Origin of the sequence: Providencia sp. PROV109 (assembly GCF_033681625.1) — a bacterium.
GTDB classification, from domain to species: domain Bacteria; phylum Pseudomonadota; class Gammaproteobacteria; order Enterobacterales; family Enterobacteriaceae; genus Providencia; species Providencia hangzhouensis.
On record NZ_CP096320.1, the window covers coordinates 760,101 to 782,773 of the forward strand.

Annotated in this window: 17 protein-coding genes; 12 read left to right on the forward strand and 5 right to left on the reverse strand. The window is 41.4% G+C overall.

Translation table 11 applies throughout. The annotated features are described in order from the left end of the window. Positions 1-107 precede the first annotated feature (107 nt). Positions 108-1,244 (forward strand): molecular chaperone DnaJ, encoded by a 1,137-nt coding sequence (gene dnaJ / locus M1F25_RS03405; RefSeq protein WP_112307826.1) that lies wholly within the window; start codon positions 108-110, stop codon positions 1,242-1,244. A 67-nt stretch (positions 1,245-1,311) separates the two neighbouring features. Here dnaJ and M1F25_RS03410 read toward each other — a convergent pair whose 3' ends face one another. Beyond that, positions 1,312-2,712: an amidohydrolase gene (locus M1F25_RS03410; protein WP_094961931.1), complete on the reverse strand. Its 1,401-nt coding sequence runs from the start codon at positions 2,710-2,712 to the stop codon at positions 1,312-1,314. A 121-nt stretch (positions 2,713-2,833) separates the two neighbouring features. After that, positions 2,834-3,682 (reverse strand): EamA family transporter, encoded by an 849-nt coding sequence (locus tag M1F25_RS03415; RefSeq protein WP_181489290.1) that lies wholly within the window; start codon positions 3,680-3,682, stop codon positions 2,834-2,836. Positions 3,683-4,071: 389 nt separating this feature from the next. Between M1F25_RS03415 and nhaA the strand changes: the two genes are divergently transcribed. Both nhaA and nhaR read left to right on the forward strand, forming a co-directional pair. Continuing rightward, positions 4,072-5,247: a Na+/H+ antiporter NhaA gene (gene nhaA / locus M1F25_RS03420; protein ID WP_004905642.1), complete on the forward strand. Its 1,176-nt coding sequence runs from the start codon at positions 4,072-4,074 to the stop codon at positions 5,245-5,247. Between the two features lie 190 nt (positions 5,248-5,437). Further along, the gene (gene nhaR, locus M1F25_RS03425) at positions 5,438-6,358 is read left to right on the forward strand and encodes a transcriptional activator NhaR (RefSeq protein ID WP_004914690.1); all 921 of its coding nucleotides are present in this window, start codon (positions 5,438-5,440) and stop codon (positions 6,356-6,358) included. A gap of 55 nt (positions 6,359-6,413) precedes the next feature. On the opposite strand, the gene rpsT is transcribed toward nhaR, so the two are convergent. Then, positions 6,414-6,674, reverse strand: coding sequence for a 30S ribosomal protein S20 (gene rpsT / locus M1F25_RS03430; protein WP_004914688.1), 261 nt, complete (start codon positions 6,672-6,674; stop codon positions 6,414-6,416). A 588-nt stretch (positions 6,675-7,262) separates the two neighbouring features. Between rpsT and ribF the strand changes: the two genes are divergently transcribed. The 9 genes from ribF to M1F25_RS03475 all read left to right on the forward strand — a co-directional run bounded on the left by ribF (position 7,263) and on the right by M1F25_RS03475 (position 20,217). Then, on the forward strand, positions 7,263-8,201 hold the full coding sequence (gene ribF, locus M1F25_RS03435; RefSeq protein WP_094961933.1) for a bifunctional riboflavin kinase/FAD synthetase: 939 nt from the start codon (positions 7,263-7,265) through the stop codon (positions 8,199-8,201). Positions 8,202-8,229: 28 nt separating this feature from the next. Further along, positions 8,230-11,040: an isoleucine--tRNA ligase gene (gene ileS / locus M1F25_RS03440; protein WP_094961934.1), complete on the forward strand. Its 2,811-nt coding sequence runs from the start codon at positions 8,230-8,232 to the stop codon at positions 11,038-11,040. Then, a complete protein-coding gene (lspA, locus tag M1F25_RS03445) occupies positions 11,040-11,543 on the forward strand; it encodes a signal peptidase II (protein ID WP_112307828.1) in 504 nt (167 codons plus the stop codon). The genes ileS and lspA overlap by 1 nt, the downstream gene beginning before the upstream one ends. Before the next feature lie 82 nt (positions 11,544-11,625). Next, positions 11,626-12,096, forward strand: coding sequence for an FKBP-type peptidyl-prolyl cis-trans isomerase (gene fkpB, locus M1F25_RS03450; protein ID WP_094961935.1), 471 nt, complete (start codon positions 11,626-11,628; stop codon positions 12,094-12,096). Beyond that, positions 12,077-13,030, forward strand: a complete 954-nt coding sequence (gene ispH, locus M1F25_RS03455; protein ID WP_004905626.1) for a 4-hydroxy-3-methylbut-2-enyl diphosphate reductase — start codon at positions 12,077-12,079, stop codon at positions 13,028-13,030. Before fkpB ends, ispH begins: the two co-directional genes overlap by 20 nt. Positions 13,031-13,319: 289 nt before the next feature. After that, complete coding sequence (dapB, locus tag M1F25_RS03460; protein WP_181489292.1) at positions 13,320-14,141, forward strand: 4-hydroxy-tetrahydrodipicolinate reductase; 822 nt, start codon at positions 13,320-13,322, stop codon at positions 14,139-14,141. Positions 14,142-14,588: 447 nt separating this feature from the next. Next, positions 14,589-15,752 (forward strand): glutamine-hydrolyzing carbamoyl-phosphate synthase small subunit, encoded by a 1,164-nt coding sequence (carA, locus tag M1F25_RS03465; protein ID WP_153673989.1) that lies wholly within the window; start codon positions 14,589-14,591, stop codon positions 15,750-15,752. 14 nt (positions 15,753-15,766) lie between these two features. Then, positions 15,767-18,988 carry a carbamoyl-phosphate synthase large subunit gene (gene carB, locus M1F25_RS03470; protein WP_181489294.1) on the forward strand — a complete coding sequence of 1,074 codons (3,222 nt, stop codon included), beginning with the start codon at positions 15,767-15,769 and terminating at the stop codon, positions 18,986-18,988. A gap of 203 nt (positions 18,989-19,191) precedes the next feature. After that, on the forward strand, positions 19,192-20,217 hold the full coding sequence (locus M1F25_RS03475; protein ID WP_004905612.1) for a MerR family transcriptional regulator: 1,026 nt from the start codon (positions 19,192-19,194) through the stop codon (positions 20,215-20,217). Between the two features lie 204 nt (positions 20,218-20,421). Here the strand turns inward: M1F25_RS03475 and M1F25_RS03480 are convergent, their stop codons facing one another. Both M1F25_RS03480 and metC read right to left on the reverse strand, forming a co-directional pair. Continuing rightward, entirely contained in the window at positions 20,422-21,099 is a 678-nt protein-coding gene (locus M1F25_RS03480) for a DedA family protein (protein ID WP_004905610.1), read from the reverse strand. Positions 21,100-21,257: 158 nt separating this feature from the next. After that, positions 21,258-22,442 (reverse strand): cystathionine beta-lyase, encoded by a 1,185-nt coding sequence (gene metC, locus M1F25_RS03485; protein WP_112307829.1) that lies wholly within the window; start codon positions 22,440-22,442, stop codon positions 21,258-21,260. Positions 22,443-22,673: the final 231 nt, after the last annotated feature.

Here is a 22,673-nt window from a genome sequence, read left to right on the forward strand (position 1 = left end):
CTTAGCGGGCGCAGTAACTATAGCAAATGATAGTTAATGGTTACTGATACCGGATACGGGCGTCGAGGCAACTCTACGCCCGTTCCGCATGTTAAGGGCAAAATTAAATGGCAAAAAGAGATTTTTATGAGGTATTAGGCCTCGAAAGAAATGCATCGGATAAAGATATTAAGCGTGCTTATAAGCGCTTAGCGATGAAGCATCACCCTGACCGTAATCAGGGTGATAAAGGTTCAGAAGATAAATTTAAAGAGATCAAAGAAGCTTACGAAGTTCTTTCTGACGAGCAAAAACGTGCGGCTTATGACCAGTATGGTCATGCTGCGTTTGAGCAAGGTGGAATGGGCGGAGGCGGTGGCTTCGGTGGTGGCGCAGACTTTAGTGATATCTTTGGTGACGTCTTCGGTGATATTTTTGGAGGCGGCCGCAGACAGCAGCGCCCAAGCCGTGGTTCTGACCTACAGTACAACATGGAACTGACTCTCGAAGAGGCTGTCCGTGGAGTGACCAAAGAAATCCGTATTCCAACCTTGGAAACCTGTGACGTTTGTCATGGTAATGGTGCGAAACCAGGAACTAGTGCGGATACGTGCTCAACCTGTCACGGTATGGGCCAAGTCCATATGCGCCAAGGCTTTTTCTCTGTACAACAGCCTTGTCCAACGTGTCATGGTCGCGGTAAAGTTATCAAAGATCCATGCAACAAATGTCATGGTCATGGCCGTGTTGAAAGATATAAAACACTGTCAGTTAAAATTCCAGCAGGTGTAGATACAGGTGACCGTGTTCGCTTGTCAGGAGAAGGTGAGGCCGGAGAAAACGGGGCACCAGCAGGAGATTTATTCGTTCAGGTTCATGTATTGCCTCATAATATTTTTGAGCGTGATGGTAATAACCTGCACTGTGAGGTTCCAATTAACTTTGCTGATGCAGCACTGGGTGGCGAAATTGAAGTACCAACCCTTGATGGCCGTGTAAAACTGAAAATCCCAGCAGAAACCCAAACTGGTAAAATTTTCCGTATGAAAGGAAAAGGTGTGAAATCGGTACGTGGTGGTCTGCAAGGTGATTTAATGTGCCACATTGTTGTTGAAACCCCCGTTAAACTCAATGAGAAACAAAAAGAGTTGCTCAAAGAGTTTGGTGAATCACTAGGTGGAAAGAGTGGTGAGAAGAACAGCCCGCGCTCTAAAAGCTTTTTAGATGGCGTTAAGAAATTCTTTGATGATTTAACTAATAAATAATTAGTTAATAATTGGAAAAGCTAGAATGGCTGACTGAGCATATTGCCAAGTCAGCCATTTTTTTATCTTATTTTACGACTTCACCACTAGCAACCACAGTTTCGCGGACTTTACTGGCAAAATCTTGAGCTTCTTTGATAATTGTATTTTCATCAGCAGTCAGTATTTTACGGTCTTGCATCAATACCTTGCCATCAACAATAGTATGGCGAACATTGGCTCCATTTGCGCCATAGACTAATGCGGCATAGGGGCTATACATAGGAACCATATTTGGTGATTTGGTATCAATAACAATGATATCAGCTAATTTCCCTGCTTCGAGAGAGCCGAGTTTGTCTTCCATATGTAATACCCGCGCAGAGCCCATGGTCGCCATCTCAACAACAGTGATTGGTGGCATCGCTGCTCTATCTTTATTGGCTAGTTTGTGAATTTTACCGACTAAATTTAGCTCATTTAGCGTCGTTAGCGTATTACTCGACATTGGTCCATCCGTTCCCAAACCAACGCGGATCCCTTTTTCCAGCATGGTTGTTACAGGGGCAACACCTTTAGCAGACTTAGTATTCGCACTGATATTATGCGCAACGCCGACATCATACTGCTTGAGTAGATCCATATCCTTTTCATCAACCATAATGGCGTGTGCTGCAATAACTTTATTATTCAGTGCGCCAATGTCAGCCATATATTGTACAGGGCTTTTCCCTCCTGTACGTTTGGCTATTTCTTCTTGTTCACGGTCAGTTTCCGCCAGATGGATCATTACTGGAACATTAAGCTCTTGAGATAATTTTGCTATTTTCTGTAAATGCTCGGTTGTATTGGTATAAGGCGCATGAGGCGCAAAAGCAGGGGTGATACGTGGGTGATCTTTGTATTGATTGATAAAGTTGACTGCATAATCGATACCTTCATCTGCATTTTTTGCATCAGCGACGGGAAATTGAATCACTGATTCCCCAAGAACCGCTCTTAGTCCAATTTTATCAACGGTTTTAGCCACTTCATCTTCAAAGTAATACATATCAACGTAAGTTGTGACTCCACCTTTAATCATTTCAATATTCGCAAGGTTGGCCCCAACTCGTACCATTTCACGGGAAACCATTTTATTTTCTAATGGGAAAATATAACGGTGTAAACGGTCTGGCACATCATCAGCTAAGGAACGAAACACGGTCATAGATGCATGTGTGTGAGTGTTAATTAGCCCTGGCATGACAATATCGCCATTAACATTCAGGACATTAGGTGCTTGATAATTTTGAGCAAGTTCAGGGCCACCAACCGCAATAATTTTATTGCCTTTGATGACAACTGTACCATGGTCAATAACCTGCTTTTTAGCATCCATTGTTAAGATGGTTCCATCTACAATTATGGTGTCCGCGGGGATAGCTGAAAAACTAGGAAAAGAAGCACTAATAATGGAAATAGCCAGTAAAGATTTTAAAAGCGACATTTTGGCCTCATATCTGGTGAGAAAATATAACAATTATGGGTAAATAAAAAGCAATAATACGATTTTGGATAAAGCTAAATTAGTTGCTTGATAACCAAACATTCAAATAATAACAATTTTATTAATGACTTAATTTTGCTAATAAAACACCAAAAACAATAACAACACAGGCAATGACTCGCATGACGTTGAATTTTTCTTTAAGAAAAGCAATGGATAAAAACATGGCAAAGAGTACGCTAGTTTCTCTAACTGCGGCGACCATGACAATCGGTGCTTGGCTCATCGCCCATATGGCAATGCCATAGCTAATGAGTTGCATTAACCCACCTAGCAACCCTGAACGCCAGTATTGTTGAATTCCAACAAGTAAGGTACCACGATATTTGATAAGGCCAGGTACAGCTAACACAATTCCATTTAAAAGAAACAACCAAAGTGTGTACACGACAGGGTCTTCACTTGCTCTGGCACCATAGCCATCGGATAGGGTATAGCAAGCCGTAAAGAAGGCGGTTGATAAGGCAAAAACTAGTGCTTTTCCTTTAATATTCAATGTGAATTTTTTACCCGCAAAAGCAATGAGCACTACGCCACTAATAATGCACAAAACACCAATAAGACCCATTAGTGGAATTAGCTCATTAAATAGCAAAGCACCTAGTACTGCTGTCATTAATGGCGCAGAACCACGTGATATTGGGTAAATTTGGCTTAAATCGCCATGTGTATAAGCCTGACTTAAAAAATAGGTATAGCCAATATGAAACAGTACCGATAACGCTAACCAATGGATAGCTTCTGGTGATGGTAGGCCTAACCAAAGTATTGCTGGTATCGCTAAGGCGCCAGAAAAAACAGAAATCATGACTAGGCCGAAAAAACGGTCATTACCAAATTTAACTATAGTGTTCCAGCTTGCATGGCAAAAAGCTGCAAACAGCACAGAAAGTAATACGTAAGTTGTCATCGTTAAATTGTAATCATTAGTATTTTATTAGCAATCTAAACACATTGTTTTGCGAAACGTTTGGCAAATATTTTGTAAATAGTCTTCCATATTTATCGTTTTTACAAAAGGTATCGAAGAAAGAAACAGGCAAGTTTTTCTTGTGTAAATAAAAGGGATAAATTTTGATGTACTAGAAAAGTTGAATTTATAAAGTCTGTTTATCACAAAATTTATTATTTGTTTTTATAAAAGTTGTCTATAGTAAAATTAACGTTTTTTTCTCATTTGCCGTGATCTCTAACCCAAATAAATCGGTAATTCCGAGTGTTAAGCGATAAATAAACGATTTTTTACGAATTAATAATTAGCATAGTATTAACATTCAAAAAAACATTGGGGTTAACTATATGACAGCAATTATTCGTAAATTTTTAAGGTTAGAAGCAGCAGGGGGCTTACTTCTGATTATTGCTGCCATAGTCGCTTTAATAATGGCTAACTCACCATTACAAGGGGCTTATCAGCAATTTTTAGATATTCCTGTATCCATTAAAATATCAGAGTTTGGTTTAGATAAACCGCTGATATTATGGATTAATGACTTCCTAATGGCGATTTTCTTTTTGGTGGTCGGCCTTGAAGTAAAGCGCGAATTATTAGAAGGATCCCTTGCAGGACGTGATAAAGCGATATTTCCAGCAATCGCAGCCTTAGGAGGGATGATTGCTCCAGCATTAATTTACCTATTATTTAATGGTGGAGATGCAGTTACCCAGCAAGGTTGGGCAATACCTGCCGCTACAGACATTGCTTTCGCGCTAGGTGTGATGGCCTTATTAGGTAAGCGAGTACCAACAGAACTTAAGGTGTTCTTATTAGCATTAGCTATTATTGATGACCTTGGTGTTATCGTGATTATTGCCTTTTTCTATACAAGTTCTGTTTCCTTGGTTGCATTGGGGTTGTCAGCACTGTGTATTGCCATTCTCTGTATGATGAATTGGCGTAGAGTAGAGAATACAGCGGCTTACTTAGTTATTGGGTTAATATTATGGGTGTGCATTTTGAAGTCTGGAGTGCATGCCACATTAGCAGGAGTCATTGTTGGCTTCTTGATCCCTTTACATGGTACTAACCAGACCAAGCCTTCAGAAGAATTGGAACACGTTTTACATCCATGGGTTGTTTACTTAATTCTACCTATTTTTGCGTTTGCTAATTCGGGTGTGCAACTTCAAGGTGTGACTTTTGAAGGTTTGTTGAGCCCACTGCCATTAGGAGTCGCTGCGGGGCTAATTTTGGGTAAGCCAATTGGGATTTTTCTGTTTAGTTGGATTTCGGTAAAACTTGGGTTTGCAAAATTGCCAGAGTCGATTAACTTAAAACAAGTTTTTGCCGTTTCTGTACTGTGTGGGATCGGTTTTACTATGTCTATTTTTATAACCGGCCTCGCATTTGATGGGCTGGATGAGGTGTATAGTACCTATTCGCGCCTAGGAATCTTGATTGGTTCTACGCTAGCTGCATTTTTAGGTTACTTTATGTTAAGAGTAGTGTTACCGAAACAAAAAGAACTAACCTAGTACAAGCTTATTGTGTAATTTTGCAAATTATTAGTAAGAATTTCCGAACTAATAATCTATGATATACCGTAGTGTGTTTTTTAATACACTACGGTATTCATTTTAAAGGCTCTGAAAAGTATGAGCTGCGGGTAAATGTGTATGGTCAATAGCGGGTTACATAGCTAGTGACGGTACCGAAGGAATCGATATGCGGGTTTCACATCTTAATTTTAACCATCTTTACTACTTCTGGCATGTATGTAAAGAAGGCTCTGTAGTCGGAGCAGCAGAAGCGCTTTACCTGACTCCTCAGACAATTACAGGGCAAATAAAAGCATTGGAAGAGCGATTAGGTGGAAAGTTATTCAAAAGGCAGGGGCGAGGTTTGGTGCCATCTGAGCTTGGGCAATTAATTTTTCGCTATGCAGATAAAATGTTCATGCTTAGCCAAGAAATGCTAGATATCGTCAATTACAGCCGTGAATCTAATTTATTGTTTGATGTTGGGGTTGCAGACACGCTCTCAAAACAGCTAGTTAGTAAAATATTAGAGACTACGGTTGTTGAGCATGAACAAATTCATTTACGTTGTTTTGAATCAACGCATGAATTGCTATTAGAACAGCTTAGCCAACATAAATTAGATATGATTTTGTCTGACTGCCCTGTGGACTCATCACAGCAAGAAGGTTTGTTCTCGGTGAAGTTGGGCGAGTGTAATATGAGTTTCTTTTGTCGTCAGCCGATCCCTAAAAAGCCATTTCCTGAATGTTTAGAGGAACGTCGCTTATTGATTCCAGGGCGGCGATATTTGTTAGGTAGGCATATCTTAGCTTGGATACGAAATAAAAACCTGCAAGTAGAAGTGTTAGGTGAGTTTGATGATGCAGCGCTTATGAAAGCATTTGGCATGCATTATAACGCGATTTTTGTTGCTCCATCGCAGTATACACCTGACCTTTTAGGTGGCGAAGATATTGTAGAGTTAGGCCGTTTAGAAAGCGTAAAAGAAGAGTACTACGTTATTTTTGCAGAAAGAATGATCCAGCACCCAGCCGTGCAGCGAGTGTGTAATAAAGATTTCTCAGATTTATTTTCAGTTCCTCTTGATAGCTTAGATAAAAAATAGTAACAAATAAAAAACCGGCATAAGCCGGTTTTTTTAAGCTAATCAAGAAGCAAAATTACATTGCTTTGATTTGAGCAACTAAGTTAGCTTTATGACGTGCTGCTTTATTTTTGTGGATCAGGCCTTTAGTAGCATGGCGATCAACAATAGGTTGCATGTCATTGAATGCTTTCTGAGCAGCTTCTTTATCGCCTGCAGCGATAGCAAGGTAAACTTTCTTGATAAAAGTACGTACCATAGAGCGACGGCTAGCGTTATGCTGGCGACGTTTCTCTGACTGAACGGCACGTTTCTTAGCTGATTTGATATTAGCCAAGGTCCAACTCCCAAATGTATTCTATTGAGGACAATTCAAAGGTCGAGGAATATGCCCTTTCGCCCTTCATTTGTCAATGGATTTGTGCAAATAAACATCGTGTACTTCGATGCTCATGCGTTGTGAATGGTGCAAGATTCTATCAGCAAATATAAGAAGAATACAGATCTTAGCGTGAAAAAATGCATAATTGATGGCAGAAATTTAAAAAGAACTAAGGGTAAAAATATTTTTTAGTCTGTCAATCAGTGGGTAGTATGAAAATTAAACATGTTGTGGTTGTTTTTTGTTCTTTTTAATCGTTTGGTTATAACCATTGAAGTGTAAAACATAAAAATATAATATTTTTAGAGACCTTGGAACAAATTTGTTGTATTGATAATCCATTGGTTACCCCAAAGTTTTTGATATTCGAATCCAATAGCTCTGCTTGGGAGCGTAATAACCCACTAATTGCATAAAAATAGTGCGGAAAAAATCGTGTAGAGATCAAAAAAATAGGGTTTAATGAAACCTTTTGCGAACTAAGGTTAACCTTATGCGTCGTACAAGGTATAATCCTGCAATTTCCTCGGTATTGAGCCTGTTATGGAGCTAATTCGCGGTATACAGAATATCCGGGCGTGCCACCATGGTTGCGTGCTGACTATCGGTAATTTTGATGGTGTTCATCGTGGGCATCAGGTTTTACTTCAAAATTTGAAACTTAAGGGTGCGCAGTTAGGGTTGCCAACTGTCGTGATGATATTTGAGCCACAGCCCCTTGAATTTTTTATTGGTGACAAAGCGCCAGCGCGTTTGACGCGTTTGCGAGACAAAGTTAAATACCTTGCAGATAGTGGTATTGATTACCTCTTATGTGTTGAATTTAACCAGCACTTTGCGTCATTAACACCTGCTGAGTTTGTTTCTGACTTACTTGTCAGTAAGCTTGGTGTAAAGTACCTCGCTATAGGTGATGATTTCCGCTTTGGGAAAAATCGCATGGGAGACTTTGCTTTTTTACAACAAGCAGGTAGTAAATTTGGTTTTGAAGTTGCAGATACAGAAAGCTTTTGTGATTCAGGGCTCCGTATCAGCAGTACAGCGATACGAAAAGCCATTCAAGAAAATAATCTTGAATTAGCAGAAAGCCTGTTAGGGCACTCTTATCGTATTAGCGGGCGTGTGGTTCATGGTAACCAACTTGGTAGGACAATAGGTTTTCCAACGGCAAACCTACCGTTAAAACGTTTAGTCACACCAGTAACTGGTGTATATGCTGTAGAAGTTTACGGTTTAGGTGATAAGCCTTTACCGGGTGTGGCAAATATTGGCACACGTCCGACTGTATCTGGAAAAGGAACACAGTTAGAAGTTCATCTGATTGATGCAAATATGGATTTATATGGGCGTCATATCGATGTAGTGTTACGTAAGAAATTACGTGATGAGCAGCGGTTTGCTTCGTTGGAAGCGCTTAAGGAGCAAATTGCTAATGATGTAATTGCAGCGAGAGAGTATCTTACTGCAATAGGAATCAGATAATTTAGCGGAAAATTGGAACTGAGAATCGATGAGTGACTATAAAAATACCCTGAATCTACCGGAAACAGGGTTCCCAATGCGTGGCGATCTCGCTAAACGCGAACCACAGATGTTAGAGCGCTGGTACAAAGAAGGTTTGTATCAGGCAATCCGTAAAGCAAAATCGGGCAAGAAAACCTTTATTCTGCACGATGGTCCTCCGTATGCTAACGGCAGTATTCATATTGGTCACTCAGTTAACAAAATTCTCAAAGATATTATTATTAAGTCCAAAGGGTTGGCGGGCTATGATTCCCCATACATCCCAGGTTGGGACTGCCATGGATTACCGATTGAACATAAAGTTGAACAAATCGTCGGTAAGCCAGGGGAAAAAGTTTCCGCTGCTGAATTTCGTGCACAATGCCGTCAATACGCTAAAGAGCAAATTGAAGGCCAAAAAGCTGATTTCATGCGTCTTGGTGTTTTAGGTGAGTGGGATAAACCTTATCTAACAATGGATTTTAAAACCGAAGCTCATATTATCCGAGCATTGGCTAAAACCATTGCAAATGGCCATTTAGTGAAGGGGGCAAAACCTGTTCACTGGTGTACTGCTTGCGGTTCTTCATTAGCGGAAGCTGAAGTTGAATATTATGATAAAACCTCGCCATCTATCTATGTTCGCTTCCCAGCCGTAGATGGCAAAGCTGTGTGCGAAAAATTTGGCATTGTTAGCGAAAAAACACCTTCGTTAGTCATCTGGACAACAACGCCTTGGACTTTGCCAGCTAACCGTGCGATTTCTTTAAACCCTGAGTTTAAATATGATTTAATCGAAGCAAATGGTGAGTTACTCATTTTAGCTGCTGACCTCGTCGAAGAGGTAATGAAAACGATAGGGGTTGAAGCGTGGGCAGTGCTAGGGGAGTGTGAGGGTTCTGCACTTGAACTTTTACGTTTCAATCATCCATTTATGGGCTTTGATGTGCCTGCAATTTTGGGTGACCATGTGACATTAGACGCGGGTACTGGTGCTGTTCATACTGCACCAGGCCACGGTCCTGAAGACTATGTGGTTGGTCAGAAATATGGCTTAGAAACAGCGAACCCTGTAGGGCCAGATGGTTGCTTCTTACCAAATACTTACCCAACATTAGATGGCGTGTTTATTTTTAAAGCTAATGACCTTATCGTTGAATTATTGAGCGAAAAAGGCGCATTACTATACAAACAAGCGATTCAACACAGCTATCCATGCTGCTGGCGCCATAAGACTCCAGTTATCTTCCGTGCTACGCCACAGTGGTTTATCGGTATGGATAAAAACGGTTTACGTGAACAATCGCTGAAAGAAATTGATATTGTTCAATGGATCCCGGGTTGGGGGCGCGCACGTATTGAATCAATGGTTGAAAACCGCCCAGACTGGTGTATTTCTCGTCAACGTACTTGGGGTACCCCAATGTCGTTGTTTGTTCATAAAGACACTGAAGAGTTACACCCTCGTACATTAGAATTAATGGAAGAAGTGGCTAAGCGTGTTGAAGTGGATGGCATCCAAGCATGGTGGGATCTTGACCCTGCTGAGCTGTTGGGTGATGAAGCTGAAACATATCGTAAAGTACCTGATACCTTAGACGTATGGTTTGACTCAGGTTCAACGCACTTTGCGGTTGTGGACGCACGTCCTGAATTCCATGGTAATTCAGCGGATATGTACCTTGAAGGGTCAGATCAACACCGCGGCTGGTTTATGTCATCATTGATGTTATCAACCGCAATGAAAGGTAAAGCACCTTATCGCCAAGTATTGACACATGGCTTCACTGTTGATGGCCAAGGCCGCAAAATGTCTAAATCTTTAGGCAACACAGTGAGCCCTCAAGATGTCATGAATAAACTGGGTGCAGATATCTTACGTTTATGGGTTGCATCAACGGATTACACTGGCGAAATCGCTGTTTCAGATGAAATTTTAAAACGCGCGGCTGACTCATACCGCCGTATTCGTAATACTGCACGTTTCTTACTGGCTAACTTAAATGGTTTTAATCCTGAAACCGACATGGTGAAACCAGAAGATATGGTGGTTTTAGACCGCTGGGCGGTGAGCCGTGCTTTAGAAGCTCAACAAGAGATTGCCAAAGCTTATGATGAGTACGATTTCTTATCTGTTATCCAAAGATTAATGCATTTCTGCTCCATTGAAATGGGGTCATTCTATCTGGATATCATCAAAGACCGTCAATACACCGCGAAAAGTGATAGCTTAGCACGCCGTAGCTGCCAAACTGCGTTATTCCACATTGTTGAAGCATTAGTGCGTTGGATGGCTCCGGTTCTGTCGTTTACTTCTGATGAAATTTGGAATGAGTTACCAGGAAAACGCGCTCAATTTGTTCTTACCGAAGAGTGGTATGACGGCTTATTTGGTTTAGATGAATCAAATGAAATGAACAACAGCTTCTGGGCTGAGTTGTTAGCGGTTCGTGGTGAAGTGAATAAGGTGTTAGAACAAGCGCGTACTGATAAGCTTATCGGGGGCTCATTAGAAGCCGCTGTGACTTTGTATGCCGATAAAGCTCTGGCTGAAAAACTACAAAGCCTTGGTGATGAATTACGCTTTGTTTTACTGACATCACAAGCCCATGTCGCTGATATTGCAACGGCTCCAGCAGATGCGCAAGAAAGCGAATTGAAAGGCCTAAAAATTGCTTTCAGTAAAGCAGCGGGTGAAAAATGCCCTCGTTGCTGGCATTATGCAAGTGATATCGGTTCTTCGAGCGAGCAACCAGAAATTTGTGGTCGCTGTGTCACTAACGTAGCCGGTAACGGCGAAACGCGTAAGTTTGCTTAATGAAGACGCCAGTTTGTTCTACCGGTTTGCGTTGGTTATGGTTGGCCATTGTGATCATCGTTGCGGATTTAGGCATTAAGCAATTAGTGCTTAGTGATCTAAATCTGTACGAGCCACACCCGATAATGCCATTTTTCAACATAATGTATGCACAAAATTTCGGAGCGGCATTCAGTTTCTTGGCTGATGAAGGTGGTTGGCAACGTTGGTTCTTTGCGGGTATTGCAATTGGGATATCTGTAATCTTGATGGTTATGATGTATCGCCAAAGTGCACAAAAACGCCTATCAAATATTGCTTATGCATTGATTATTGGCGGTGCTATCGGTAATTTAAGCGACCGTTTAGTCCATGGCTTCGTTATCGATTACCTTGATTTTTACGTTGGTAATTGGCATTGGCCGACATTTAACCTAGCGGATATGGCGATATGTATTGGTGCGGCACTTGTCATTTTTGAAGGTTTTTTACCTGATAAATCAAAGCAAGAAAAAGCCAAATAAGATGGCAGCGTACTAGGTTAGAATGTAATAACTCACAGCCCAGATTTTCTGGGCTGAATTTTATGATAAATAGGTTTGGTTTATGTCTACTCAAATACAGGCACAGAGCTCTGTTTTACTGCACTTCACATTGAAATTGGAAGATGGCTCTACGGCTGACTCCTCGCACGCACAAGGAAAGCCTGCGTTATTTGTTTTAGGGAATGACTCCTTATCGCCAGAACTTGAAGCCCAATTGATTGGCCTTAATGAAGGTGAAAAGAAAAGTTTTTCGCTGCCCGGAGATACTGTTTTTGGGAAACATAACCCTGACTTAGTTCAATATTTTTCATTGCGTGATTTTATAGAAACAGGCATTCCTGAAATTGGTACGATAATGCTATTTACGGCGATGAATGGCAGTGAAATGCCAGGTGTAGTAAAATCAATTGAAGGTGAGTCGATTACTATTGATTTTAATCACCCTCTCGCAGAGCAGCAGATTAGTTTTGATGTCGAAGTGCTTGAAGTAGACCCGCAATTGGAGAATCACAATGCAAATATTAATGGCTAACCCTCGTGGGTTTTGTGCAGGCGTAGACCGCGCAATTAGCATCGTAGAAAGGGCGTTAGAAATATATGGTGCTCCGATTTACGTTCGTCACGAAGTGGTTCATAACCGTTATGTTGTTGATGATTTACGTCAACGTGGTGCTATCTTTATTGAGGAAATCTCAGAAGTACCAGATGGGTCTATTTTGATTTTTTCTGCGCATGGCGTTTCCCAAGCTATTCGTCAAGAAGCTCGCTCTCGCGATCTCACCATGTTATTTGATGCGACTTGTCCTTTGGTTACGAAAGTTCATATGGAAGTTGCACGAGCTAGCCGTAAAGGCAAAGAGGCTATTTTAATTGGCCACGCTGGGCACCCAGAAGTCGAAGGTACGATGGGGCAATATAGTAACCCTGAAGGTGGGATGTATCTTGTTGAAAGCCCAGAAGATGTTTGGAAACTGAAAGTGAAAGATGAAAATAATCTCTCTTTCATGACACAAACAACGCTTTCTGTTGATGATACTTCTGATGTCATTGATGCGCTGACATCTCGCTTTCCAAGTATCGTTGGACCCCGTAAAGACGATATTTGTTATGCAACGACTAACCGCCAAGAAGCAGCGAGAGAGCTTGCAGAACGCGCTGACGTTGTTTTAGTCGTCGGTTCTAAAAACTCATCAAACTCAAATCGTCTTGCAGAGTTAGCTTCGCGTATGCAAAAACCTGCCTATTTAATTGATGGTGCGGAAGATATTAAAACGGAATGGTTAGCGGATAAAAATATTATTGGCTTAACTGCTGGGGCATCTGCTCCTGATATTCTAGTTAGGCAAGTTATTGATAGGCTTAAAGAATTAGGGGCTGACTCTGTTGTTGAATTGCAAGGGCGTGAAGAAAATATCGTCTTTGAGGTCCCTAAAGAATTAAGAGTTGAGGTTAAAGAGATTAATTAATCATTTGATTTTAATTACAGGAACAGCCGCTTTATGATCCCGATCTCGCGGCTGTTTTAACCTTTCCATTCAAATGGTTCCTTTCGAATATCCTCTGAATTAAAACTTTTACTGATAATCCTTTCTCTCTCTACGCTTTTGTTAATAACGATACATTTTTGCTAGCGGAATATGGTCAGGATAGTTAATCTGTATCACAATCATTTCTAAACTATGGGTAAAAATAGTTTTTTTATCCTAAACAACAGTTCAAATTTATCGATTTGCATTAATTAAAAAAGGATAAGCCATGGCAAATTCAATGGTACGAGTCGCAATAGTTGGTGCCGGTGGGCGTATGGGGCGCCAGCTAATTCAAGCCGCGCAACAACAAGATGGAATTCAATTAGGTGCCGCGATTGAGCGCGAGGGCTCATCACTTATCGGGACTGATGCAGGGGAACTCGCAGGTATCGGTAAGCTAGGTATTGCCATTGTTGATTCACTTAATCAGGTTGTTAATGATTTTGATGTTGTCATTGATTTCACGCGCCCAGAAGGGACTTTACACTATCTTGCATTTTGTAAAGCTAACCAAAAAGCCATGGTAATTGGAACGACAGGGTTTGATGAGCAAGGTAAGCAAGCTATTGCCGAAGCGGCGAAATCTATTCCTATTGTCTTTGCGGCAAATTTCAGTGTTGGTGTCAATGTGGTGCTGAAATTACTGGAAAAAGCAGCAAAAGTGATGGGAAATTACACTGATATTGAAATTGTTGAAGCACATCACCGCCATAAAGTGGATGCGCCATCAGGTACGGCTTTGGCTATGGGAGAGTCTATTGCTAGTGTACTTGGGAAAGACTTAAAAGAGTGTGCGGTATATACCCGTGAAGGTTACACCGGGGAACGAGAACCTGGAACTATTGGCTTTGCAACTATCCGTGCTGGGGATATTGTGGGTGAACATACCGCAATGTTTGCAGATATTGGGGAGCGAGTTGAAATTAGCCATAAAGCCTCTAGCCGTATGACCTTTGCAAATGGTGCAATAAAAGCTTCAGGGTGGGTTTGTGCTAAAAATAATGGGTTATATGATATGAAAGATGTGCTAAATCTGGATGATTTGTAGTTTTTATTTTTTATTTTTTTTCTTTAAAATTATACGATTAAAATTATTTTCTTATTATTATAATATCGATCTGAATTATTTTTATTCAGATTGATATTAATTGATATCTTCATGGTTTTTATCTTCTGTTTTGCTCGTTAATTATCCTTTCTTCCTTCTTTTAGCTGGGTTATTATCAATAAACTAGTTATCTTGCTTTGCAACCGTTTACTTATTCATATTTACTGCTATTTATACTACTCATCCAACTAAAAGTGAGGTAGTTAAGTAAAAAAGTAAGATAAAAGTGAAAAAAATGCATTTTTTTCTAGACAAGACCCTATCTCATCATTAGAATGCGCGCAATTTGCCAAAAATTTGCTTAAAAACTCATTTTGGCATTGATTTAGATCGTAAAATCTGAATTAATATGCAAAAAACGTGATTTATTATTCTCCGGAGGGTGTTTTGATTAAGTCAGCTATATTGGTTCTGGAAGACGGAACCCAATTCCACGGGCGTGCTATCGGTGCAGAAGGCGCTGCAGTTGGAGAAGTCGTTTTCAACACGTCGATGACCGGATATCAAGAAATAATTACAGACCCTTCCTATTCCCGCCAAATTGTTACTCTCACTTATCCCCATATTGGTAATGTCGGCACTAATGCTGATGACGAAGAATCCCCAAATGTTCATGCACAAGGCTTAATCATTCGTGACTTACCATTGGTTTACAGTAACTTCCGCGGGCAAGAAGGGTTATCCGAATATCTAAAACGCCATAATGTCGTGGCGATTGCGGATATCGATACACGTAAATTAACACGTTTACTGAGAGAAAAAGGCGCTCAAAACGGTTGTATCATTGCGGGTGATAACCCTGATGTTGCACTCGCACTGGAAAAAGCGCGTAGTTTTTCAGGTTTGAATGGGTTGGACTTGGCAAAAGAAGTCTGCACTAAAGAGATTTATAACTGGTCCCAAGGTTCATGGACGCTGGAAAATGGCCAGCAAGGCGCGAAAACTGCGGAAGAACTCCCTCTACATGTTGTTGCTTATGACTTCGGTGCAAAGCGTAATATCTTACGTATGTTAGTTGACCGTGGTTGCCGTTTAACGGTGGTGCCAGCAACTACACCAGCAGAAACCGTATTGGCGATGAACCCCGATGGTATTTTCTTATCGAATGGCCCTGGTGACCCGGCTCCTTGTGATTATGCAATCAAGGCAATTGAAACATTCTTAACCACAGAAATCCCAGTATTTGGTATTTGTTTAGGGCACCAATTACTCGCTTTGGCCAGCGGTGCTAATACCATGAAAATGAAGTTTGGCCATCATGGTGCTAACCATCCAGTTAAAGATTTAGACAAAGATGTGGTGATGATCACGGCGCAAAACCATGGTTTTGCGGTTGATGAATCGACACTTCCCGACACACTGCGCGTGACTCACAAGTCACTGTTTGATGGAACATTGCAAGGTATTCACCGTACGGATAAACCAGCATTTAGTTTTCAAGGCCATCCAGAAGCAAGCTCAGGGCCACATGATGCGGCAAATTTGTTCGACCATTTCATTGAATTAATTAATGAATACCGTCAAAACACACCTCGTCAAAACGCACAATAATCGGGAGCAAAAAAATGGCAAAACGTACTGATATAAAAAGCATTCTGATTTTAGGTGCCGGCCCAATTGTAATTGGCCAAGCATGTGAATTTGACTATTCAGGTGCCCAAGCGTGTAAAGCACTGCGTGAAGAAGGTTACCGCGTAATCTTAGTTAACTCGAACCCAGCGACTATTATGACAGACCCAGAAATGGCGGATGCAACTTACATCGAGCCGATTCACTGGGAAGTTGTGCGTAAAATTATTGAAAAAGAGCGCCCAGATGCAGTATTACCGACCATGGGGGGCCAAACCGCATTGAACTGTGCGCTTGAATTAGAGCGTAAAGGCGTTTTAGCCGAGTTCGGTGTCACCATGATTGGGGCGACTGCTGATGCAATAGATAAAGCAGAAGATCGCCAACGCTTTGATAAAGCAATGAAAAAAATCGGCTTGGGCACTGCACGCTCAGGTATCGCACATAATATGGAAGAAGCATTTGCTGTTGCCGATGCGGTAGGCTTTCCCTGTATTATTCGCCCATCATTTACGATGGGAGGTACCGGTGGCGGTATCGCCTATAATCGCGAAGAGTTTGAAGAAATTTGTACTCGCGGTTTAGATTTATCCCCGACTAACGAATTATTGATAGATGAATCGCTGATTGGTTGGAAAGAATACGAAATGGAAGTTGTCCGCGATAAAAAAGACAACTGTATTATCGTTTGTTCCATTGAAAACTTCGATGCCATGGGGATCCACACAGGTGACTCTATCACCGTAGCACCAGCTCAAACACTGACTGATAAAGAATACCAAATCATGCGTGACGCATCGATGGCAGTATTGCGTGAAATCGGCGTTGAAACAGGTGGCTCTAACGTTCAATTTGCGGTAAACCCTAAAGATGGGCGCTTAATTGTTATTGAAATGAACCCGCGGGTTTCGCGTTCATCAGCGCTTGCCTCTAAAGCAACAGGCTTCCCAATTGCAAAGATTGCGGCAAAATTAGCCGTGGGCTATACCCTTGATGAGTTAATGAATGATATCACTGGTGGCCGTACCCCTGCATCATTTGAACCTTCCATTGATTACGTTGTGACAAAAATTCCGCGCTTTAACTTTGAAAAATTTGCTGGCACGAATGACCGACTCACAACGCAAATGAAATCGGTTGGCGAAGTGATGGCTATCGGTCGCACATTCCAAGAATCAATGCAAAAAGCGTTACGTGGGTTAGAAGTGGGCGCAACAGGCTTTGACCCGAAAGTAGCCCAAGAGGACCCTGAAGCTCTGACTCGTATCCGTCGTGAATTAAAAGATGCTGGTGGAGAGCGTATTTGGTTTATTGCGGATGCATTCCGTGCGGGGCTTTCTGTTGATGGTGTTTTCAATTTAACCAATATTGACCGCTGGTTCTTAGTGCAAATCGAAGAACTGGTACGTTTAGAAGAAGAAGTGGCTGAATTAGGTATCAATGGCCTGACCAAAGACTTCTTACGTGTACTCAAACGGAAAGGTTTTGCAGATGCCCGTTTAGCTAGTCTAGTCGGGGTTTCTGAAGCAGAACTGCGTAAATTACGTCAAGGCTATGATTTACATCCTGTATATAAACGTGTTGATACCTGTGCGGCAGAATTTGCAACAGATACGGCTTATATGTATTCCACTTATGAAGATGAGTGCGAGTCAAACCCAAATAATGCTAAACCGAAGGTGATGGTATTAGGCGGTGGGCCAAACCGGATTGGGCAAGGGATTGAATTTGACTATTGCTGCGTGCATGCATCTTTAGCGTTACGCGAAGACGGCTATGAAACCATTATGGTCAACTGTAATCCTGAAACCGTTTCAACTGACTATGATACATCAGATCGCCTCTATTTTGAGCCAGTGACACTGGAAGACGTACTTGAAATTGTGCGTATCGAGCAGCCAAAAGGCGTGATTGTGCAATATGGTGGTCAAACACCATTGAAATTAGCGAGAGCGTTGGAAGCTGCCGGTGTTCCTGTTATTGGTACGAGCCCAGATGCCATCGACCGCGCAGAAGATCGTGAACGTTTCCAGAAGGCCGTTAATCGCTTGAACTTGAAGCAACCACAGAACGCAACTGTCACAGCGATTGAGCAAGCCGTTGAAAAAGCAGCTGTTATTGGCTACCCGCTGGTTGTTCGTCCATCCTATGTACTAGGTGGCCGAGCAATGGAAATTGTATATGATGAAATCGATTTACGTCGCTATTTCCAAACCGCGGTAAGTGTCTCTAACGATGCGCCAGTGCTACTTGACCGTTTCCTAGACGATGCGGTTGAAGTTGACGTAGATGCGATTTGTGACGGTGAGATGGTACTGATCGGCGGTATCATGGAACACATTGAGCAAGCTGGTGTGCACTCTGGTGACTCCGCATGTTCTCTACCTGCTTATACGCTTAGCCAAGAAATCCAAGATGTAATGCGTGAACAAGTTCGTAACCTTGCCTTTGAGTTACGTGTGCGTGGCTTGATGAACGTGCAGTTTGCAGTCAAAAATAATGAAGTTTACTTAATTGAAGTCAATCCACGTGCGGCAAGGACTGTGCCTTTTGTTTCTAAAGCAACGGGTGTGCCATTAGCGAAAGTTGCAGCGCGTGTGATGGTAGGGCAAACCTTGGCACAGCAAGGGGTGACGGAAGAGGTTATTCCACCATATTACTCTGTGAAAGAGGTGGTATTGCCATTCAATAAATTCCCTGGTGTTGACCCAATTCTTGGGCCTGAAATGCGTTCAACAGGCGAAGTAATGGGCGTCGGCCGGACATTTGCTGAAGCTTTTGCTAAAGCGATGTTAGGCAGTAGCTCGACGATGAAAAAATCAGGCCGTGCACTGTTATCTGTTCGTGAGGGAGATAAAACTCGCGTGGTTGATTTAGCTGCTAAGCTGTTAAAACACGGCTTTGAGCTGGATGCTACTCACGGCACTGCGATTGTGTTAGGAGAGGCTGGTATTAACCCACGCCTCGTCAATAAAGTTCATGAAGGTCGTCCACACATTCAAGATAGAATTAAGAATGGTGAATATGATTACATTGTGAATACCACCGCAGGGCGTCAAGCCATTGAAGACTCAAAATTAATTCGTCGCAGTGCATTGCGTTATAAAGTCCACTATGACACGACGTTGAATGGTGGGTTTGCCACTACGATGTCGCTCAGTGCAGACCCAACCGATACGGTAATCTCTGTACAAGAAATGCATGCATTAATTAAGTAATAATTTAACGTTATCTATATAAGCCTCAGTATTCAATCTACTGGGGCTTTTTTATTGCTATTCTATAAAGCCATCTCCTGACGAGAGAGAAATTGTCTGCTGATATAATGGATAAGATGGAATTTTAATAAAAAGTGCAAAGTGGTGATTGACTCTCACGTAACGTGAGGCACTAACCTTAGTCGCAATTACAGGAGGAACATATGCTATTTCAAGTTGGTGAGATCGCGGAAAAAACAGGATTAACCATCCGTACACTTCATCATTATGAAGAAATTGGCTTATTGGTACCAACTGCAAGAACCGATGCAGGTTATCGGCTTTACAACATGCAATGCATAGAGCGTTTAACGCAAATTCAATTGTTACGGCAAGTTGGAGTCAAACTGAAAAACATCGGTGAATTACTGGATGGCCAGAGTGGAGATATGACGAGTTTGCTGCAAGAGCGAATTGCATTATTAACGGAACAAATGGAGCAAATGGCGACATTACGTAATCGATTAGAGCAATTACACAGGCAAATGCAAACGGGGAATACTTTAACTCAGGCTGATTGGTTTTCTGTATTGGAGATGATGTCGATGTTTGATAAATATTTTACCCCTCAAGAATTGGAACAATTGCCATTATATACGGCGCATACGCTGAAAAACCAAGAGTGGCAACAGCGAGTAGCAACGGTAAGCAAGCTGATGGAACAAGGTGCAACACCTCAATCTACAGAGGTGCAACAAATTGCACATGAATGGATGACAGCGTTAGAAAGAGATACCGGAGGAAACCCTGATTTCTTTGCACGACTGAATCAAATTCATTTATCGGATAACACGTTAGCTTATTCATCAGGCATTTCTGTCGCAATGATCCAATTTGTTGCAGAGGGTTTTAGTGAATACCAATTATCACTGTTTAAACCCCATTTAACCGCGGAGCAATTTGCTTTTGTTCAGCAACATTATTTTGCTTCAGGGCAGGTGTGGCCTGAGTTAATTGCGGGTCTCTATAATGCATTAAAAGCCCAAAAATCCCCAGATTCACCTGAAGTACAACAATTAGCACAAACATGGTTAACGATGTTCAACCAGTTTACGGGGGGAGATCCTGAGCTACAAGAGAGAATTCGGGCTATTTATCGTGAAGATCCCAAAATTTCTCAAGGGACATGGATGACTGCAGAAATTGGTCAGTATTTATTTTCTGCTATTAGCAGTTTGATGACTGAATAAACCAAATGGCCGCTGACTAGCGGCCATTGAGGTTGTTGACAAAGCGGGATAAAAGCGTGGTTTTTCCCGCTTTGTGTTATCAGCCGAAAATCAATAAATTGATTTTTCTAGTTTATTTTCAAAACCTATTCGACTTGCCGCCAAACATAATATGTTTGTCAGCAGTCTGAATGGCCGCTGACTAGCGGCCATTACTCGGTCATATTATGATTTCTCTTTGCTACTCGAGAGTGCTTTGCGGTGTTTCCAGTACATTACAATTGAGCCAATTAGGCCACTAATCAGTAGGATAACTGGGATAATCATCAGAGCACTAATCACAATTTGCTCGTGTTCTTTCACAAAAGGAATTTGGTTTAGGGCATACCCTAAGGTGACAATCAAACCAACCCATAACAAACCACTTAACCAGTTAAAAAACTGGAAACGGCGGTGGCTTAATTCAGATAACCCAGCAAGCAAAGGTAATATCGTTCTGACAAATGCAAGAAAGCGCCCTATAAGTAGCGCGTATAAACCTTGCTTATTAAACATATTGTTTGCTTTGGTGTGATATTCCTCAGGGATTTGTGCTAACCAGCGCTTCACAACCTTAGTTTCACTTAACCATCGGCCTTGCAGAAAGCCCAGCCAGCAACCTAAACTGGCTGCGGTTGTTAGCAATAATATCGTGGGTATAAAGTGCAAAACCCCTTTGGCAATTAATGCACCAGAAAGGATCAACAAGGTATCACCGGGTAAGAAAGCGGCGGGAAGGACGCCATTTTCTAAAACAATGACAACAAAAAGTACGGTATAAATAACCCAAAGCACTTCAGGGTTGGAGAGTTTAAGGAAATCGTGGTGCCAAAGTGCCAGTACGATTTCGCGTAGGACTTCCATAATTATTCCTGTATCTGCGTAAAAGCGAATTTCTTTATCATCTATATTACAGGAAAAAAAGGGCTCAAGTTTGATTTGTTTGAAGAATTAATCATTTAGTGAAAAAATTGCAGGAAACATTTAACGCAGCTCCTGCAATTAATATATTGATTTTTAATTTAAATTCTTTCGAAAGCTAATTGTAAGTCGTGAATTAAATCATCGGTGTGCTCTAGGCCTATATGTACTCGGAAGAAGGTTCCTTCTTTTGGTGAAAAATCATACTGCCGCATATTGAGTAAATCTTCTTTTTGGTATCCCAAAATCAGCGACTCAAAACCACCCCATGAATAACCCATTTTAAAATGATTAAAATTATCAAGAAAAGCGGTAAATTGCTCAGTGGTTAAGCGTGATTTTAGTTGGAAAGAGAAAAGGCCATTAGCACCTGTAAAATCACGGATAAAGAATTCATGGCCAGGTGAATTCTCTAGTGCAGGGTGAAATACCTGTTCAACTTCAGGGCGTTGTTGTAACCAGTTAGCGACTTGTAAGCTATTAATTTGATGCTGCTTTAAGCGAGTCGGCAATGTATGTAGTCCTCGATTAGCCATATAAACGGTGTCTGGATCAGCCGTTTGGCCTAAGAGATATGAATTTTCGCGCAATGTTTCAATACAGCGTTGGTTTGCCACAGCAAGGCCGAGCATACCGTCGGAATGGCCATTGATATATTTAGTTGCTGATTGGATTGATACGTCAACATCAAATAATAAAGGTTTAAGTAAAACACCAGCAGCCCAAGTGTTATCAATCATAATCACAATTTCAGGGGATTTCGCACGTATTGTCTTTACGATTGTCGGTAAATCATGAACTTCCATGGTGATAGAACCGGGGGACTCTAAGAATACAATACGCGTATTAGGCTGAATTAAATCAGCGATACCCGTTCCGATGAGTGGATCAAAATACGTGGTTTGGATATTTAACTTAGTGAGAATATTGTCGCAAAAATTTTGAGTTGGGTCATAAGCTGAGCCTGTAACAAGGATATGTTCGTCAGCAGAAATAAACGACAAAATGGCATTTGTGATAGCTGCTGCGCCTGATGGGTAAAGGACGCATCCAGCACCTGATTCTAATTCTGTCATGGCCTCTTGAAAAGCGAAATGAGTTTGCGTACCACGACGCCCATAAAATAATACGCTATTTGCACGATGGCGAGTTGCATGACGTTTCTCTTCGAGCGTATCAAAAATAATAGATGATGCTCTCTGAATTACGGGATTTACCCCTTTTTGTGTGTACTTAGGGTTCCGACCAATATGGACTAATTGTGTTTCAGGTTTTATTTCTGCCATGATTTTTCCCTACACAGAGTGTGAACTGGCTAAATTCAAAGGTGATTTATACTAAGACGTTAAATGATCCTGATAGAAATGTAACTTGAGTATTCTTCAACTTTCAAATCGTAGGTGAGTTTTATTTTGTAAAATTAAGTAAGAACACTTAATTGAGCTGTGAATTATTAAGAAAAATAACCGCATAATAGAAAAGGGCATGTTTGTCTAAACGCAAAAAAATATAAAAAA